Origin of the sequence: Micromonospora sp. DT41, from assembly GCF_049841715.1 — a bacterium.
GTDB classification, from domain to species: Bacteria; Actinomycetota; Actinomycetes; order Mycobacteriales; family Micromonosporaceae; genus Micromonospora; species Micromonospora profundi.
Window position 1 is genome coordinate 1 of record NZ_JBNCKU010000018.1, and the last position, 16,759, is coordinate 16,759.

A 16,759-nucleotide genomic window follows, 5' to 3' on the forward strand; every position below is an offset into this window, starting at 1 on the left:
ACGTGGCAGGCACTTCGCCATATCTACCGACCCGCTGGACATCCAAGATCACGGCTGCCGTGAAAGGCCGAGGCTAGTGGATCGAAGGCGGCGAACGGCTGATTAACGGCCACAGTGTAGGTCACGACCGTAGGGTAGTCGTTCCGTAGATGCGCATGCATCAGACGCTCGGGGACGCGCGTTGGTCAACACGCCGGATCGCGGGAACGCCGCGTGGCACGCCGGATCGGGTGTGACGTGCAGTAATGCGTGACGCCGCTGCCGTCCTCGACCAGAGGCAGGGGCGGAGCTGATCGCTCCGCTGGGGCTACACACCGGGCTACGCCGGAGCCCCGAGACGGGCATGACGTTGGTGCCTGGAACGGGCATGATTCCACAGTGGGACGAAGCGTCTGAGCGTTTCTCTGATGGCTGCCGGCGGGCTGGGCGTGCTCAGCGTCGCGCTGGTTCGAGTTCCCGGTTCGTGGTGGCATATCCTGTTCTCCGGGTGGCCGGTGCTGCTGCCCTTGGCGGTGCTGCTCTTGGGCGTGCTGCTGTGGCGGCGGATCACTCAGGACCATGAGCCTTCGGCTGCGCCGACAGCGCCAGACCGGCATGTGCGGCCCCTACAGTCGTGGGTGATCCCGTCGCGGTGGTTTTGGTAGCAGCGGTCACCTGGACCGCGGTGATCTGGCTGCAGGACAGCGTGTCGATGGTCGGCGACGGGGTGCAGCGGGCGCAGCTGCGGGTGGAGAGCATCCGCACTGGCCTGACTATCGGCGCCGCGGTGACCGGCGCGTTTGCCCTGCTACTGGCCTTCCGCCGACAGCAGTCGGCCGAGCGCACCCCGCAGGCCGCCGAGTACGACGCCGGCGAGAAACGCGTTACCGAACTGTACGTCAAAGCCGCCGACCAGCTCGGCTCCGACAAAGGCCCCCGTCCGCCTTGCCGGCCTGTACGCCCTGGAACGCTTGGCGCAGGACAACCCGGTCCACCGGCAGAGCATCGTCGAGGTGATCTGCGCCTACCTGCGCATGCCCTATCCTCCAGCCGACCCTGGGTTCCGTGGCTGTGATCCGCCGAGGGGCCGTAGCCACCAGTGCCGCCCGGGTGAGTTGGTGCAACGACGTCAACAGCCCGGTCGAGTGGACCGTCGATGGGCAGCCCTACCGGCTGATTGAGCTCATCCGACAGATCATCGACGCGGCCACCGGACAGCCGCCACGAGGCCAGCTCTGGGCCCAGAACTGGTATCGCAATGAGGAAGGTCAAACTCTCCACCGACTCGCCGAACCTTTGCCATAGCGCGGGCGCTCACTACGCTCGACGTCGCGATCCCCTCTGGCTTCCGAGCCGCCCCGACGACCGTCACGAGGCTGCTGGTTGACGACTGTCCCCCGATGACTGCGACGCGGACAGCTTTCGCATGACGTGCGACTGCGGCGGCGATCAGTGCGAGGGTCTGTATGGGGTGTAGAGGTTTCACGTCCGCGAGTGTGCCGGGCGTGGCTGGCGGCGGTGATCCGCCGACCGGATGTCGCGGTGTCAGGTGGGTGACTGGTCGCGATTCTCCGGTGGCGGCCCGACTTCCTCGGCGGCCGAAGTCGGAAGAGGCACGCCCAGGTGGCTGGGATGGTGGCCTGTCTGGAGCGCGCCTCGCAGGTGCGAGGCGTCCGCCGCTACCGCAGTCATCCGTGACCACCGTCGTCCCGCTGCGCAGTGACGCGACGCGCTGGTCGAAGGGCGGGCCGCGCACACGTCGTGGCGGCTCACCGTTCGCTGGCCGGAACATCTGGGCGACACGGGTCAGGCCCGCACCCAGTTGCCGCAGCCGCGGCTGGTGAAGATGCCGTCGGAGGATCGGATGGTCACCCGGATCTTCTTCGCTGCGGTGATGAAGTCGTTGGCGATGGTCTGGCCGCCGTCGGTGTTGCGTTCCCAGTAGCAGTCGCCGATCGTCTCGCCCGCCGAGTGCGCGGTGGTCTTGTAGGTCCCCGGCTTAATTCCCATGCCGACCTCGTGACTTCCCTCTGTGAAACCGGTTGCCGCCTTCTTCCATATGGGCAGGAACTGGGGGCAGTCCTGAAGCCGCTCGGCGTCGATATGGTGCGCGTTTTCAATGTAGAGGTCGAGCAATCTGCCCACCTGCTGCTCGACGTATGAGATGTCGCATGAGTCACCACCGCCGAATAGCTCGTCCTGGCAGCCACCCTGGTACGAAGACAAGTCCCGGTGGCATGGCGTCCAGGCCGAGGTGGGACTTGGCGGCAACGGCGGGCTTGCCGTCGGCTCCGCATTGAGCGATGGAGGGCTGGGGGAGGGGCGCGTTGAGCTCATTGACGGCGAGGGGGCAGCGCCCTGCGGCGTCTCGCTTTCAGCGCATGCAGCGAGGGCCAGAACGGTGAGGGCCGTCGCGACGACGAAGGTGCGTCTCATGCCCCGGATCATCTCCACATCGTCAAGCGGGCATCGTCTGGAGTGCGGCTGCCCAGTGCCCACATCCTCAGATGCGCACGGCGGTAGCACCCATCGTGTGTCCGTCCACGCCCGCTCAGCCGGAGCGGATGGTGCTGATCGCTGATAGGACATTGTCACCGGGGTCGGTCTGCCACGGTGGACAATCGACCAGCAGGTATAGCCACGCGCAGCGAGTGCGCACCACGTACATGATGGCGTCCATGATGACCCCGGCGGGGCGTGCATCTCTGGTCTGACGATCCACTGCGGATGACGGCAGCATCGGCTCAATAGTCTCCCACTCGGCGTCGGTCAAGTCAGACGGGTACCGCCGCATGCGATCCTTGTTGTGCCTATCGACTGAGCTGCATCAATCGATCGGACTTACTGTGCGACACACCGGACCGACCCACAAACCAAAGGCGCTCTGGGACGAACGGTGTAACTCCTGAGCAAGGAGCAGTACCTGCTGATCGGAACGACGATCACCGTGGATGCTTCCCGGTAGCGAAGAAGAACAATCTGACAGAGAAGCCGACGGGCGGGTCGACGCGGATCTGGTCGGCCACCTGGGGGAGCAGACCTGCGCAGCGGACCTGTGGCTGACCGGCGACAGTGGGTCTGCTGCAGCAGTTCACGAAGCGGGTGGTCCGCAGCAGCGCTGCCATCCCACTCTTGAACATGCGCTTGACCAACCAGCCCACCAGGCGGTTGCCGCATACCGCAGCAGGGCCGAGTCGTCATCGCACGAGTCGACGTGGGCAGGGAGCTGAACCAATTGCCCGCGAGCGAGCCTGACGTCACAGGCACCCCCCAGGCTTAAGGGCAGCGGACACACACTGTTTTCCCGACCCGCGTCCCTGGAGGGCAGACTCTCACCGTCGACGGCGTCACTCATGCGCACGGACCTCGCCGGGGTCGATCCGCTCAATCGAGCAGGACCCGTCCGCCGGTCGGGTCGCCAGCCGCAGTGACGCCTGACCGTTACGGTGCAGGTACCTTCGCATCCGAAGGGCTCCGGTCGCGAGGGATCGACCGGAGGTGGAATGCCCGGCGTCCACCCCGTTCTGTATCACGAAACGTTCGGAAAAGGATCAGGCGCGGGGAGGGACCCGGACGGCCGGATGCATGGCGAGTCGATCATCCTGTGGTTCTGTCGTCTGCTGCCCTTATGCTGCAAGATAGGCACGGTTACCGGCCGGATCCGCGCGGTCCGATCTCGAGCCGCACATCAGCGTCGGAGAAACCCATGACCACCAACCAGAGCAATTCCCCAGTCACGCCAGGTCCTGCGCATGGCGATGCGTCTGCGCTGGAGGGGATCGCCGGTGCCTGAGTCCGACCTCGACTTCTACGCCTACAGCCTGCTCGAGGATGTCCGGGCGTACACCGAGGTGAACGACTCGGAGCCGCAGGAGGCGTTCGCCGGGCTGGTCCTTGAGCAGTTGTCGGGCTACGGCCTGACGGAGGATCCCGTGGTCGTCCGCTTCAAGGACCACGGGGTCGAGGTGAGTGGCTTCGGCCTGTCATCGGATGACCGATGTCTGGACCTCTTCATCACCAGCTACAGTCCCCGCGCGGACGAGGACCACAAACTCAATCGGAGCGATGCCGAGACCGCGTTCCGCCGACTCGAGAACTTCCTGTCCCGCTGCCTCGCCGGGACGGTCGTCCGGCACGAGCCGTCGTCCGAGGTCGCCGGCATGGTGTCGACCGTCGCGGAGAAGTTCGCCGAGGTTGACAAGGTCCGCTTCATCTACATCTCGAATGCCCGCAGCGTCGTCCGGGAACCGCTCCCACCGCTACGTTTTCAGGGACACGAGATCGCCCGGGACGTCTGGGACCTGCGCCGCCTCGCCAACTGGACGGCGTCGGGAAGCCGCGCCGAGCCGATCGTGGCTGATTTTCCCGACGGACTGCCCTGCCTCGGCACCCCGCAGACCAGCTCCGACTACGCGGTGTTCCTGGCCATCGTGCCCGGCAACGACCTCGCCGACCTCTACGGACGCCACGGCGCGCGCCTCCTCGAGCTCAACGTGCGATCGTTCCTCCAGGTAAAGGGCGCCGTCAACAGCGGCATACAGAGAACGCTGCGCGACCATCCCGAGCGGTTCCTCGCCTACAACAACGGCATCGCCGCCACGGCATCCGCGGTGGACTTCCACACCGACGACAGCGGGCAACGGAGTATCCGTCGGATCCACGAGTTCCAGATCGTCAACGGCGGGCAGACCACTGCGTCGATCCACCACGCGCGGCGGACGACGGACATCGGTCAGGTGCTCGTCCAGATGAAACTCACCGTCGTATCCCCCGAGCGGCTGGACGAGATCGTCCCGAAGATCTCCGCATACTCGAACACCCAGAACAAGGTCAGCGCCTCCGACCTCAAGGCGAACGCCAGCTTCCACGTCGACGTCGAACGGATCATGCGTACGCTCTGGGCGCCACCCGGACCGCTGCACGAGAGCGACACCCACTGGTTCTACGAACGGGCCCGGGGGCAGTACGCCAACGCGGTGACCGCGGAGCTCACCAGGTCGCGCCAGAAGGTCTTCAAGACCATGAATCCGCCGGATCAGAAGTTCACCAAGTCCGAGCTCGCCAAGTTCGAGATGTCCTGGTCGATGCGGCCCCAGCAGGTGAGCCTCGGCGCTGAGAAGAACTTCACGTTGTTCTCCGAGGGCCTCGACGAGGCGTCCACGGATGTCGATAAATCCTACTGCCAGAACCTGGTGGCCAAGGCCATCCTGTTCCGCCGCGCGGACAAGATCGTCGCCCGACAGAACTTCGGTGGATACAAGGCCAACATCGTCACCTACACCGTGGCGAAGCTCGTCCAGATGACGGGTGGTCGTCTGGACCTCGACCGGATCTGGCGGACCCAGGACCTGTCGCCGGCGACGAAGGAGGCGATCGCCGAGCTGTCGACGCTCGTGCAGAAGGTCATCACCTCGCCCCCCGTGGGGCGCACGCACGTCGGTGAGTGGGCGAAGAGGGATGAGTGCTGGGAAGCGGTACGGGAGATCGCATGGATGGTCCCGGGGCAGCTCCAGGCCGAGCTGGTCGAGCTCGACGCCTACCCGGCCGACATCGAGACGTTGCAGACGACGCCGCCGCGCACCTGGCGTGACCTGGCGGTGTGGGGCGAGACCACCGGCTCATTCGATGCGGCCCAGCGGGGCGTCATCAGAGAGATCACCCAGGCGCTCGAGCAGGGGTACACCCCGGCGGGCAAGCACCTGCGGGCCGCATCGGTGCTGATGGACGTCGCGCGGGGTCGTGGGTTCAGACCGACGGGCGGCGGTGGCGCCCATCAGGATGGCCCCTTCGCGGCAGGGGCGCGGTGAGATGATGCGGTGGCGTGACGACGTGCCGGTCGTCGGATCGGTTGAGCTGCCCCCGGATCCGCACGCACTCGATGCCCTCGGGCGGAACCACTCCCTGGAGACCGCGCTGGCGGACCTCGTCGACAACTCCGTGGACGCCGGCGCGAGCAGTGTGCTGATCCGCTTCATCCAACGCAACGCCCGGCTGATCGGCCTGTACGTGGTCGACGACGGGCACGGCATGACCCCCCGCGCCATCGACACCGCCCTGACGCTGGGTGGTAGACGGGACTACCGTTCGACGGACCTGGGCCGTTTCGGTATCGGACTGAAGGCTGCGTCCTTCAGTCAGGCGGCCAGCCTGACGGTCCTGTCGCGCGCATCGGGTCACGAGGCGGTCGGTCGGCGGTGGTTGCAGGGGCAGAATCGCGACGGCTTCCACTGCGATGTGGTCCCGGGGGATTTCGCCGTCGCCGAGCTCGACCGGACGTGGCCGTTCAGCACGTCCCCGTCGGGCACCGTGATCCGGTGGGACCATGTGGGGGGCTTCCCGGCATCCGAGGACCCACATCTGGTGGGCACATTCCTGTCGCGCACGGTGGACCACCTCCGGGGACATCTCGGGCTCATGTTCCACCGCATCCTGGCCAGGGGGAAGCTGCGCATCACCGTCGATGTGGAGGACGTCGACGAGGGCGTCGGTGTCCCGGCTGAAGTCCGCCCGCTCGACCCGTTCGGTTACCGCAGTTCGCCGGACGGCTGGCCGAAGACGCTCACAACAGACGTCAACGGCCTGGCTCTGTCCATCCAGTGCCACATCTGGCCCGGGAAGTCGAACGACGCGGAATACCGCCTGCCAGGGGGCGCGGAACGGCGGCAGGGCCTCTACTTCTACCGGCGTGACCGGCTCCTGCATGCGGGCGGTTGGGAAGGGATCCACGCGCCGGACAAGAAGCTGCAGCTCGCGCGTGCAGCCATCGACATCGACGGCGACGTTTCCGGACTCTTCACGATGAACCCGGAGAAGTCGCGGGTGACCGCCGGCGCGGGATTCGCTCGCGCTGTCGGCACCGCCCACGCGGCCGACGGCAGCACCATTACCGACTTCCTCCACGCCGCAGAGCAGACGTGGGCGACCAGCAATCAACGCGAGACGGCCCGGCGCCGCCCGGTGATCCCGCCCGGACGCGGTATCAACCCGCGGGTGAGCCGCGAGATCATCGACGAACTGCCGCAGCTCAACGATTCGCCGCTCAACATCCTCTGGGTGAAGTTCGACAACAACGACCTGTTCCACGTTGAGCGCGAGACCATGACCCTGTTGCTCAACAGGCGGTACCGTGCCGCCCTTCTGGGCGGCCGTCGGGGAGGTCTCAACGACGCCCCCCTCGTCAAGGCCCTGATGTTCCTGCTGATGGAGAACGTCTTCCAGGGCGTCCACCTCGGCTCCCGCGACAAGGACAACATCGACCTGTGGCAGGAGATCCTCACCGCCGCCGCCCAGGCTGAACTGGCGTCCTTCGGAGGGCGTGGGTGACCGGCCCGGACCGGCATCTCAGTGGTGAGGGCTTCGCGGCATACGTAGCGACCGGGGTGCCGATGGAACACCCCGTCGACGGCACGCCGAGAGTCATTCTCTTCACTGATCCGGCGAACCACCGGATCGGTCTCCGCGGCCCCGCCCGCGGCAACGAGACCCCCGCTCCCACTGGCCTGGAGCACGTCAGCACGACCCTCGTACACGACGGAGCCACCCGCCTGATCGAGATCGCCGTCCATGATCCCCGCCTCTTCGCCGATGCCTACCCCGTGCTGTGCGGGGTGGCCGATCGGGCGCAGCTCGACGGGCTGCCCCTCAGCGCCGCGCTCCTCGAGACGCTGCGCCACATCGGCCACCTGATCAGGCCCGAGGACGCGCTGACGAGAGAAGTGGAGGCAGGGCTCATCGGCGAGCTCTGCCTGGTCGCAGGGCTGGCGGCCACCATTTCACCCGACGCGGCGATCGCGGCCTGGCGCGGCGGTGCGGAGGAACATGACTTCGGCCTGTCCGATGTCGATGTCGAGGTGAAGACCACGGCGTCGGAGCGACGGATTCACCGGATCTCATCGGTCGGCCAGTTGCAACCGACAGGTGGCCGACCGCTCTGGCTGCTGTCGCAACAGATCACGGGGGCCGGTAGCGGCGGCAGAACCGTCGCCGAGCTGGTTGACCGCGTACGGCAGATGATGCCGCCGGGTGGCCTGCGCGAGGGCTTCGAAGCCCTCCTACGGCGGGCGGGGTGGCGCAGCCGCTTCGCCGCAGGTCCGCTGCAACGCTGGAGGCTCCGTTCCGATCCTGCGCTGTACAGGGTCGCCGATTCCTTCCCCCGGTTGACCGGGGATCTGATGAGGGTTGCCGGTGTGGACCTCAGCCGCATAACCGACATCCGGTACAGACTCGACCTGACCGGCATAAGCACCGATCCCCCACCCGAACCTCTGCGGATCGCGGTCTCGGCGGGACGACAGGAGCTGCAATGAGCGACACGGTCACTCTCGCCTACGGCTCAGCCCTCGACGGCATGCAGCGCAGCGGTCCGATGCCCATCCATCCCGTCGCCGCGATGTTCGGCAATGATCAGAGTCTCACCGACGGTACGGCCCTGCTCGCGCATCTGCAGTCGGCCGGACCCGAGGATGCGCTACGTCAGCAGTTCGCGCAGGTACTGGCCGGTTGGGACCACGTGGACTCGGATGCGGTGTGGGCCGCAGGCACCGGACGCAACACCGCGGAGCGGCGTGCAGCGATCGTTTCCACGCTGCAGCTGGACCCCACTACGCAGCACCTGGTGGCAAGCCTCTTCCCGCACGCCACCGCGCCCATCGTCATCGCTGACGACTGGAAGGAATGGCGCACCGCGGAGCGACGGGGTGAGCGTGACTTCTACTGGTCGCACTACCGCAGGTATCTGTTGGACAAGGGCTGGGACGCCGGCGTTGTCGCCGGACTGGACCACGCCACGGAAGATGTCGTCAGGCGCCTGTCCGACCCGACCCGTGAGGTCGCCTACCAGGCCAAGGGCCTCGTGGTCGGTTACGTGCAGAGCGGAAAGACCGCGAACTTCACCGGCGTCATCGCGAAAGCCGTCGATGCAGGCTACCGGCTCGTCATCGTCCTCACCGGTACCACCAACATGCTGCGCGCCCAGACGCAGCGTCGTCTCGACATCGAACTCGTGGGCCGGGAGAACCTGGAGCAGGAGATTTCCGCTCACGACAGCAGGGGCCACGAATACCAGGACGACACGGACTGGGAGAAGGACCGCTTCGTCCGTCATGGCGGGCGCCCGTCGGACATCGGATACCCCGACATCCGGCGCCTCAGCACCCGGGGATGGGACTACCGGCGCCTACGCCAGGGATTCATGGCGCTGGATTTCCCCCGCCGCGAACGCACCCAACCCCTCTTCGCACCGGTCAACCTCTACACCAGTGACGCCCGGCTCGTCGTTGCTAAGAAGAACAAGACCGTCCTGCAGGACCTCGTCGCGGACCTCGGTCGGATCAGGGAGCGGCTCGGCGAGGTGCCGGTCCTCATCATCGACGACGAGTCCGACCAGGCCTCGGTCAACACCACGAGCCCGAAGAAGTGGGCACAGGACAGCAAGGACCGTACGGCGATCAACCGGCTCATCGGTCAGCTGCTGTCCATGATGCCGCGGGCCCAGTACGTCGGGTACACCGCGACGCCGTACGCCAATGTCTTCGTTGATCCGTCCGACGTCGAGGACATCTTCCCGCGGGACTTCCTCGTCTCACTGGCCCGCCCCGTCGCCTACATGGGCGCCGAGGACTTCCACGATTTCGACACCGACATCCCGCTGTCGGAGCGCACGCTCGAGAACTCCCAGGAGTTGCGGCACGTACGGCTGCTCGACGAGGAGCCGCAGGACATCGACCTGCGGTCCCCGCTCGACATGTACCTGCTGACGGGCGCCGTGAAGCTCCACCGTCAGCGCCACGGTCACGCCTCCTACCAGCACCACACCATGCTCGTGCACGAGGCCATGTCCAAGGCGGTGCACCGCGACACTGCCGACGTCATCAACGCCATGTGGAACAGCGGCCAGTACCGCGCACCCGCGGGTCTGGCACGTCTGCGGGCCCTCTACGAAAGAGATGTCCTGCCCGTCAGCGCCGCACTGGGTACCGACCTGCCGACGCCGGTCGACTTCGATGACCTCCGGCCCGACATCGCGGCCGCCCTCGACAAGATCAGCCCTCCTGATCAAGGTAGCGGGCCGGTCATCGTGGTCAACAGCGACAAGGACCTCGAACGACAGCAGGAGAGCCTCGACTTCGACATGCGGCCGATCTGGCGGATCCTTGTCGGCGGCAACAGCCTCGCCCGCGGCTTCACCGTCGAAGGCCTCACCGTCACCTACTACCGACGCGTGACCAAGCAGGTTGACACCCTCATGCAAATGGGTCGCTGGTTCGGCTTCCGGCCAGGATTCCGCGACCTCGTCCGCATCTACACGACAGGGGAACTGCACGAGATGTTCGCCGCGGCGTGCAAGGACGAGGAGTATCTCCGGGCGGAGCTGCGGCGATACTCACAACCCACCGACGGAGAACGACAGATCACTCCGCGGCAGATTCCACCGCTCATCGCACAGCACCGTCCCGACCTCAGGCCGACCGGCCGGAACAAGATGTGGAATGCGACGCTGGTCGAGAAGAGTTCGCCGGGCGAACCGATGGAACCGGTCGCATACCCGAACCCGGGCTCCCGTACGGGGGACGAGAAGACCCGCGCCAACGCTGCGGCGTGGCTTCCCGTACTTTCCGCCGCCACGACAACGGTTCGGTTCAAGACCGTGCGCGCGTCCAAGGTCCTCGGTGTGTCGACGATTCAGGACACCGGAAAGTTCTACTCCGCGCGCATCGCCGAGATGGATCACCGTGAAGTTGTCGAGGTGCTCAGATCCCTCAGGTGGCTTTCTGTAGATACCTTCAAGCCGGAGCTGAAGTGGCTCAGCGGCCTCAGCCCTGAGCAGCTGAAACGCTGGTTGATCATCTTCCCCCACCAGGTCTCGGATGCAAGTCTCCGAACGATCCATGATCAGGGACCGTTCAGTATCTTCCGTCGGGTCAGGACGTCGACTGGTTCGCTACGCGCCGTCAGTGAATCGAGGCACCGCAACGCCGCCAGCAGAATAGCGGGACTCGGAACCCCGGTTCCCGACCCGGAGGCTGATCGACTGTATGCCCCCGCCACCGGCGCTATGATCGTCTATCCGAATGTCGAAGCGGACGTTCCGGATGCCCGGTCGGTCAATGACGGCCTTGTCACCATGGCCTTCCAGCTTGTGACGCCCGTGAGCTCGATGCCAACCAGCGGCAAGCTAATAAAGTGGCAGACACGGAATAGTGCCGATGAATCCGCAATCGTTGTCGACGCTGAGTAGGTGGGTGACGATAGGACGGAGCCGTGCGCCCTGGCAGATGCACGAGCTCAGCGCGCTTACCGGTCATCCCGCCCACCAACTCCGTCGCGATCTGCTCGACCTGCGGCATCCCGCACCGGACTGGTGGCTGTCCCACCGTTCCCTCGACCCGCATGCCCCACCGCCCGTTCGCCCCACCCTTGCCTGCAGGTAGGCGAGTTCGCGGCGGGCGGGCGCGCACTGTTCTCTTGGTGACGGGACGTCCCCGATAGTGGGGGAGCGGGGCGCAGTGGGACCCCATGCTGCCCTGTCGGCCTGCCCCGGTTTACTCCCGAAAGCCCGGCCTGCCGTTGGCAATCAGTGACACAAGCGCCCACTGCTTGATCGTGTCTGTGCACCCAGCGCCTGTTCGGCCAATCATCGACAAGATCGGGATGGTTGCGGACGGCAACAAGGGGCCCCATCGTTCGGATCCGACCGTCCCGACAGTACGAAGAAGGGCTGCTGGTACGGGCGTAACCCCGGGAGGCCGCCTTTTCCCTTGTAGCAGGAGCGCAGTGTGTCAGCCCGACCGGTGGAGCGTTGGGGGCCAGCGGGGGACGCTACCCTGCGGCGGCGGCATGCCGCTTCAACGAGGTAAGTTCCAGTGCCGGAACAGCTGTTGCACCTCCGCGTGCCAGCGGACCGCCCCATCGACCCAGCCGGCACCCGGCTGCCCGGTGGTGGCATTGACAACCAGCGCGGGCAGGGACGGCTCTCCCGCGGCGATGCACTCCTCGGCGACCTGGGCCAGAACGTGGCGCATCTGATTCCGGAGATCGATGCCGGCCATGCCGATGGCATGTCCCAGTTCGCCATAGGTGAGCAGCGACCTTCGCATAGCGGCGATGATCAGTGCTGCACGTGCCATGAGGACCCACTGCTGCCGTTGCCCGCTAACCATGCTCGCCAGCGTGACACCTGCACACGTCTTGTTCGACCTTCGAACAGCCCACCATCTAGGACCGTACGGGCAGTACGAAGATCGTGCTCCCGCAGCAGCCAGGTTCCCGTCTGGTGGGGCTGCCTCACCGGGGAGCTGTGACGTCGGCCGGCACCCCAGCCCGGCATGGCGGCCCCCTTCGGTGTCGCTGTCCCGACAGTCCTCTGCCGGCACTCGGCGGCATCAGCGAATATGAGTGGCTTTGAGTTCCCGTATCGAAGGGAAGCGCACGGATGCTGGGAGTGTCCCGGGAAGATCTGCAACATTCGTATCAATGGTCGAAGGAAGTCTCAGAAACTTTCCCCGAGTGCTCCGATCTAATCAAGAAATTCCTCACGCTACACAGGCGTCGATACAGGCGCCTAGCGAGTTTGCACGTGATCTGGTTCAAGATAATCGGAACCATCGAAGTCGTCCTCAGCATCACACTCCCGCTGCTTTTCGTCATTCCGGTTATGCGCGACGAACACGCAAATTACGTCTTTCTGGCGATAGTCAGTGTCATTGTCGCCATAGCGGCGGGGCTGAGAAATTTCTACTCATGGGACAGTAGCTGGCGCTTGTACCGCTCGCAGGAATTTGTCCTGGCCGGCATGGTTGCGCAATGGGAAGTAGCTCTCCTGAAGCTTAAGGTGGCGGGGGGCGAAAACATGCGACACCTTGCATTAGACGAAACGGCTCAGGTGCTTGCGAGACTGACGGAGCTCTTCGAGCATGAGAACATCACGCTATTCAACACTGTCGTGCCTCCTGAGAGTGTTAAAAAGAACCTGCGAGAGGGCCAGGTCCCGGCTGGCCCACCTCAAGCTGCCTGAGGCCCTCGTTGGACCGATCTGGACTAAGTACTGCTACGGCAGTTGGTCAGAGCAGTTGCGATGGAGGACGGTCGCGGGGCCTGGCTCGGTCCGGACCAGTAGGCGCCCCAGATGATCACCTTCCTCAACGCTGCGCGCCGGCGGAAATTCGTTGCGCATCGACCGAGAGTGCTCGGCGTGGTCATGGGCAGCAGCACCACTGTGCTTGCTGTTAGGGACTTGATCCCGACCTCGCTTGCACTTGCGTGGGAACGGGGTTGTACGTGCTCATGGTTCGCTCGGACTGCAACTGGTCGATGGCTTCCTTCGTGTATCTCCTCACCAGGTCTGCCAGTTGAGCGTCGTCGAGCGATTCGAGGCTGACCACGACCGCGAGTCGCCGGAGTCTGCGGGCGGTGATCCGCAGGATGTCGGTCCGTGCGGTGCCGGCCTCCCCGGCGGTGGTCAGGTGGGCGTGGGCGATGGCGCGGGCGACGCGCGGATGCGCACCGAGTGTGGGGCGTTCGAGGATTGCGACGGCCTCGTCTTCGTAGAGTTGGGCCCCGACGTCCTCGCCGAGGCTGTGGATGCGGGCCCACAGACGTCGGAATACGTTACGGGGGCGGCCGATGATGCGTTCGTATCCGGGCCGACGTAGCGGGTTGGGCCATCGCCAGAGCGCGACGTCCGGCAGAAGGACCAGGCTGAGGAATGACCAGACCTCCTCACTCGCCGCGTCGGCGGGCACAATGGTCATCTGCCGGTACAGGACCGGCGCCAGCAGCCGGTCGAAGGCCGTACCGCTCGTCTTACCCAGAGGCGCCGGCCAGCTTGCCTCGGTGGCGATGGCGCGGACGGTCTGTTGCAGGGCCCGCAGCTCGTCCTCTGCTACCCGGTAGGGGGCGGTCGGGTACCAGGTGGTGCGGGAGTCGGCGGTGGACGACAGCCGCCGCAGTTCGACAAGGTCCCGGCCGGTGTGGAGGGTCAGCAGTTGCTCCGCGACATGTGCAGGCAACCGTGGGTAGATGTGCAGCCGGCTCATGCGAGGACCCGGTCCAGGCCTTGCAGGACCGCCTCCAGCTCACCCGGGTCACCGCGGCGTTGGCTGCGGAGGTCGGCAAGCGACCGGTCGGCGAAGTACCGGCGTGTCAGGTTGATGAACAACTCTCCCAGCGTGCCTTCGCCGTAGTCGTGGTCGTCCTGGAGGTCCTCGCACCGTAGCGCCGTCTCGATGAGCTGACGGACGACATCGTGGCGGAGCATGTCAGCGAGGGTCCGGGAGGCCTCCGCGTCCGGGTGGTTGAGCATCGTGGTGATCGCGGGGTGGTCCGTGTTGAGGTACAGCCGGATGCTGCCGGTGTCGGAACCGTCGAGGTCCGGAGTGCAGGACAGGTACCACAGCGCGCGGCGTCCCTCGGCCAGCCCGCTGTCGGCGAAGCTCGTGGCCACCACGGGAAAGCGGCTGCCGCTGCCTTCCAGGGTGAAGCGCCGTCGGGCCTGCCAGAGGATGGCGCCGGGCAGGGTGGCGGCGAGCGGAGAGACCGGTGCAGGATCAGGGACGGCCAGGACCATCCGGGCGGTGACGGTGAGGTTCCCCCCGATCTCGGTGCCCGGGATCACGACGGTCAGCTCGTTCCCACCGTCGGCGAGTTCGGCCGGGAGGGAGTTGCCGCGGCGGTTGGTGCTGCTGCTGTGCCAGGTGACGAGACAGGTCACGGCGGCGTCGGGTGATAGGCCGCAGTCCTGCAGCACCCCGGGCAGGTCGACATGCAGAGGCCAGGTCGCGGTGAGGTCTGTGAAGTAGTCCCAGTCCGGTACCGGCTGGCCTTCCGCAACGGGTGTGCCCTGCGCACAGGTGACCGTCACGGTCCCGGACTGGATCCGCTCCTCGGCCGGGGTCAGGTAACCCGCGCTGATCGGCGCGCTCATCTCGGTCCCACCTCCTCCTGGCTCACGCGGACGGTGACGGCGGCATCAGCCGGTTGTGTGAGCGTGACGGTCCAGTGTTCCGACATCCCGGCGGTCAGGGTCAGGCGTGGAGCTGGCGTGAGGACTCCGCTGTCCCGGTCACGCCAGTGCAGGACGTCGACGGGGGTGGTCCCGTCGGCCGGCTCGGGTGCGCCGTCCGCCACCGCGACCAGGGGCTGGGCGGTGAGGGTCAGCGGTGCACCGGGATTTCCGGTGAGGTCGATGTCGAACTCGACCGCGCGGGAACCGCCGGCCAGCAGGGCCGGCCGGGCGCGGGGATGGAAAGTCAGGGTCAGACCCCCCGGGGAGCGCGGCCTGTGGCCCTGCCCCGGGGGCCTCTGCTGCCGCCCGTTGCCTCCGGTACCGGGCGTCGGCGTGTCGGTGGAAGTTGCCGGTGCTCCCGATGCGTCCGGTGGCGGGTGGGGCACCGCGTTGGCCGGCCCGACCGGGATGCGGGAGTCCGTGCCACCGGCCTGGGTATCGAGCAGCGCGCCGAGGACGTTCGACAGCCGCGACACCCCTGTCACGGCCTCCGTGGTGGGTGTGGTCGCGTTTCCCGCCCGACGCTCCCTGAAGATCCGGTCGATGCGCTGGAGGGCCTGGCTGACCGGGTTGCGGGCGTAGCGCTGCCGTTGTGCCAGCCGCGGCTGCCACTTGTGGTGTGTGGGTGGTTCGGCGCGGGCGAAATCCTCATCGAGTTCGGGGTCGGCGATGAACACGCCGCTGATGGCGTGCCCGAACGGGTCCGCAGCGACGGTGCGGTATTCGACGACGAGGCCGGGTCTGCGCATCAGAGCGATCTCGGCGGGTGGTCGGGCGTGGTTACCTGAGGCGGCCGCCCGGTACGTCCGCCATGCCAGGACACCGAGACGTTGCTCGGGACGGCTGCCGACGATCTCCTGAACCGTCCAGGGCCAGGGCGGCTCTTCTGCCGCGCCCTGGAACACGGCGCGGCAGTACCGGTGCGCCTCGACGAAATACCGCAGCCGCGGATCGGTGCCCGGGTCCGGAAGATCGATCCGGGAGCCGTCTGAGGTGAACTGCAACCTGAGGCCGGGACCCGGGTCGCCCTGCGCGACGACGTTGGCCCACGCGTACCTGGTCGCGGTGTCGGCCATCACGGCGATCACCTCGGACAGGCGCTCCTGCTCGGTGCGGGGAGCGATGACCATGATGGAGGTGCCGGTGCTGTCCTCGGGCAGGCGTGTGAATCCGATGGCCCGGGCCATCCGCTCCGCCGTCGGGCCGGTGATGGGCTCCACACCGACGTCGTTGTGGGGGACCCCCCACCAGTGGCGTCCGGTGTACTGGCGTCCCTCGACCCGGTAGGGGTCGGTGAGGGACATGCCGATCAGTCGGCACTGGACACCCGCGGTGGTTCTGACCCGGGTGAACATCGCCACCGTGCCGATGCTGCTCGCCTCGAACAGGACGGCCTTGCCGTAGCCGTAGGTTCCCCCCGCGAATCCCTTGTCAGGGTGCCGTCCGATGTTACGGACGAGGTCGACGAAATCCCGGTCGTCGTCCTCACCCACCCGGTCGGCACGGGTGGGCCCGCCGAGCCCGCGTGTCCCGCTGTCGGTGACCGTCAGAACCCTGAGCTCCGGTGCGTCCAGGTCGGCCCCGGGAAGGAAGAGGCGCAGACTCTGCAGTTGTGCCGCTGTCAGGCGCCAACCGTCGACGCAGAAGTGGACGGGCCGCTCCCCGGTGGCGGCGTCCCAGCTGTTCTGCAGCGTCTCACGTAGGAACAGCTCCCAGAAGTCCATGGAGTACGTGCCGAGGGTCCGACGCACCGACCGCGCGTCTATCCCTCCGGATGCG

At 66.5% G+C, this 16,759-nt stretch carries 13 protein-coding genes; 6 read left to right on the forward strand and 7 right to left on the reverse strand.

Annotation, left to right across the window (positions count from 1 at the left end):
- Positions 1-613 precede the first annotated feature (613 nt).
- The gene (locus ACLQ23_RS26395) at positions 614-1,054 is read left to right on the forward strand and encodes a hypothetical protein (RefSeq protein ID WP_425881240.1); all 441 of its coding nucleotides are present in this window, start codon (positions 614-616) and stop codon (positions 1,052-1,054) included.
- A gap of 731 nt (positions 1,055-1,785) precedes the next feature.
- Here ACLQ23_RS26395 and ACLQ23_RS26400 read toward each other — a convergent pair.
- The 3 genes from ACLQ23_RS26400 to ACLQ23_RS26410 form a co-directional block, all read right to left on the reverse strand.
- Positions 1,786-2,415 (reverse strand): hypothetical protein, encoded by a 630-nt coding sequence (locus tag ACLQ23_RS26400; protein ID WP_425881241.1) that lies wholly within the window; start codon positions 2,413-2,415, stop codon positions 1,786-1,788.
- 115 nt (positions 2,416-2,530) lie between these two features.
- Entirely contained in the window at positions 2,531-2,752 is a 222-nt protein-coding gene (locus tag ACLQ23_RS26405; protein ID WP_425881242.1) for a transposase, read from the reverse strand.
- Between the two features lie 169 nt (positions 2,753-2,921).
- Positions 2,922-3,119 (reverse strand): hypothetical protein, encoded by a 198-nt coding sequence (locus tag ACLQ23_RS26410; protein ID WP_425881243.1) that lies wholly within the window; start codon positions 3,117-3,119, stop codon positions 2,922-2,924.
- 645 nt (positions 3,120-3,764) lie between these two features.
- Here ACLQ23_RS26410 and ACLQ23_RS26415 point away from each other — a divergent pair.
- Genes ACLQ23_RS26415 through ACLQ23_RS26430 form a run of 4 tightly spaced genes read left to right on the forward strand, consistent with a single transcriptional unit; the run spans position 3,765 to position 11,215 of the window.
- Positions 3,765-5,786: an AIPR family protein gene (locus ACLQ23_RS26415; RefSeq protein ID WP_425881244.1), complete on the forward strand. Its 2,022-nt coding sequence runs from the start codon at positions 3,765-3,767 to the stop codon at positions 5,784-5,786.
- A 4-nt stretch (positions 5,787-5,790) separates the two neighbouring features.
- Positions 5,791-7,302, forward strand: a complete 1,512-nt coding sequence (locus tag ACLQ23_RS26420) for an ATP-binding protein (protein WP_425881245.1) — start codon at positions 5,791-5,793, stop codon at positions 7,300-7,302.
- Complete coding sequence (locus tag ACLQ23_RS26425; protein WP_425881246.1) at positions 7,299-8,285, forward strand: PD-(D/E)XK motif protein; 987 nt, start codon at positions 7,299-7,301, stop codon at positions 8,283-8,285. The genes ACLQ23_RS26420 and ACLQ23_RS26425 overlap by 4 nt, the downstream gene beginning before the upstream one ends.
- On the forward strand, positions 8,282-11,215 hold the full coding sequence (locus tag ACLQ23_RS26430) for a Z1 domain-containing protein (protein ID WP_425881247.1): 2,934 nt from the start codon (positions 8,282-8,284) through the stop codon (positions 11,213-11,215). The genes ACLQ23_RS26425 and ACLQ23_RS26430 overlap by 4 nt, the downstream gene beginning before the upstream one ends.
- A 607-nt stretch (positions 11,216-11,822) precedes the next feature.
- Here ACLQ23_RS26430 and ACLQ23_RS26435 read toward each other — a convergent pair.
- Entirely contained in the window at positions 11,823-12,137 is a 315-nt protein-coding gene (locus ACLQ23_RS26435) for a hypothetical protein (RefSeq protein ID WP_425881248.1), read from the reverse strand.
- A gap of 416 nt (positions 12,138-12,553) precedes the next feature.
- On the opposite strand from ACLQ23_RS26435, the gene ACLQ23_RS26440 reads away from it, so the two are divergent.
- Positions 12,554-12,991, forward strand: coding sequence for a hypothetical protein (locus tag ACLQ23_RS26440; RefSeq protein ID WP_425881249.1), 438 nt, complete (start codon positions 12,554-12,556; stop codon positions 12,989-12,991).
- A gap of 211 nt (positions 12,992-13,202) precedes the next feature.
- Here ACLQ23_RS26440 and ACLQ23_RS26445 read toward each other — a convergent pair whose 3' ends face one another.
- Genes ACLQ23_RS26445 through ACLQ23_RS26455 form a run of 3 tightly spaced genes read right to left on the reverse strand, consistent with a single transcriptional unit; the run spans position 13,203 to position 16,731 of the window.
- Positions 13,203-14,012: a hypothetical protein gene (locus tag ACLQ23_RS26445; protein ID WP_425881250.1), complete on the reverse strand. Its 810-nt coding sequence runs from the start codon at positions 14,010-14,012 to the stop codon at positions 13,203-13,205.
- Positions 14,009-14,899, reverse strand: a complete 891-nt coding sequence (locus ACLQ23_RS26450) for a hypothetical protein (protein ID WP_425881251.1) — start codon at positions 14,897-14,899, stop codon at positions 14,009-14,011. The genes ACLQ23_RS26445 and ACLQ23_RS26450 overlap by 4 nt, the downstream gene beginning before the upstream one ends.
- Complete coding sequence (locus ACLQ23_RS26455) at positions 14,896-16,731, reverse strand: hypothetical protein (protein WP_425881252.1); 1,836 nt, start codon at positions 16,729-16,731, stop codon at positions 14,896-14,898. The genes ACLQ23_RS26450 and ACLQ23_RS26455 overlap by 4 nt, the downstream gene beginning before the upstream one ends.
- Positions 16,732-16,759: the final 28 nt, after the last annotated feature.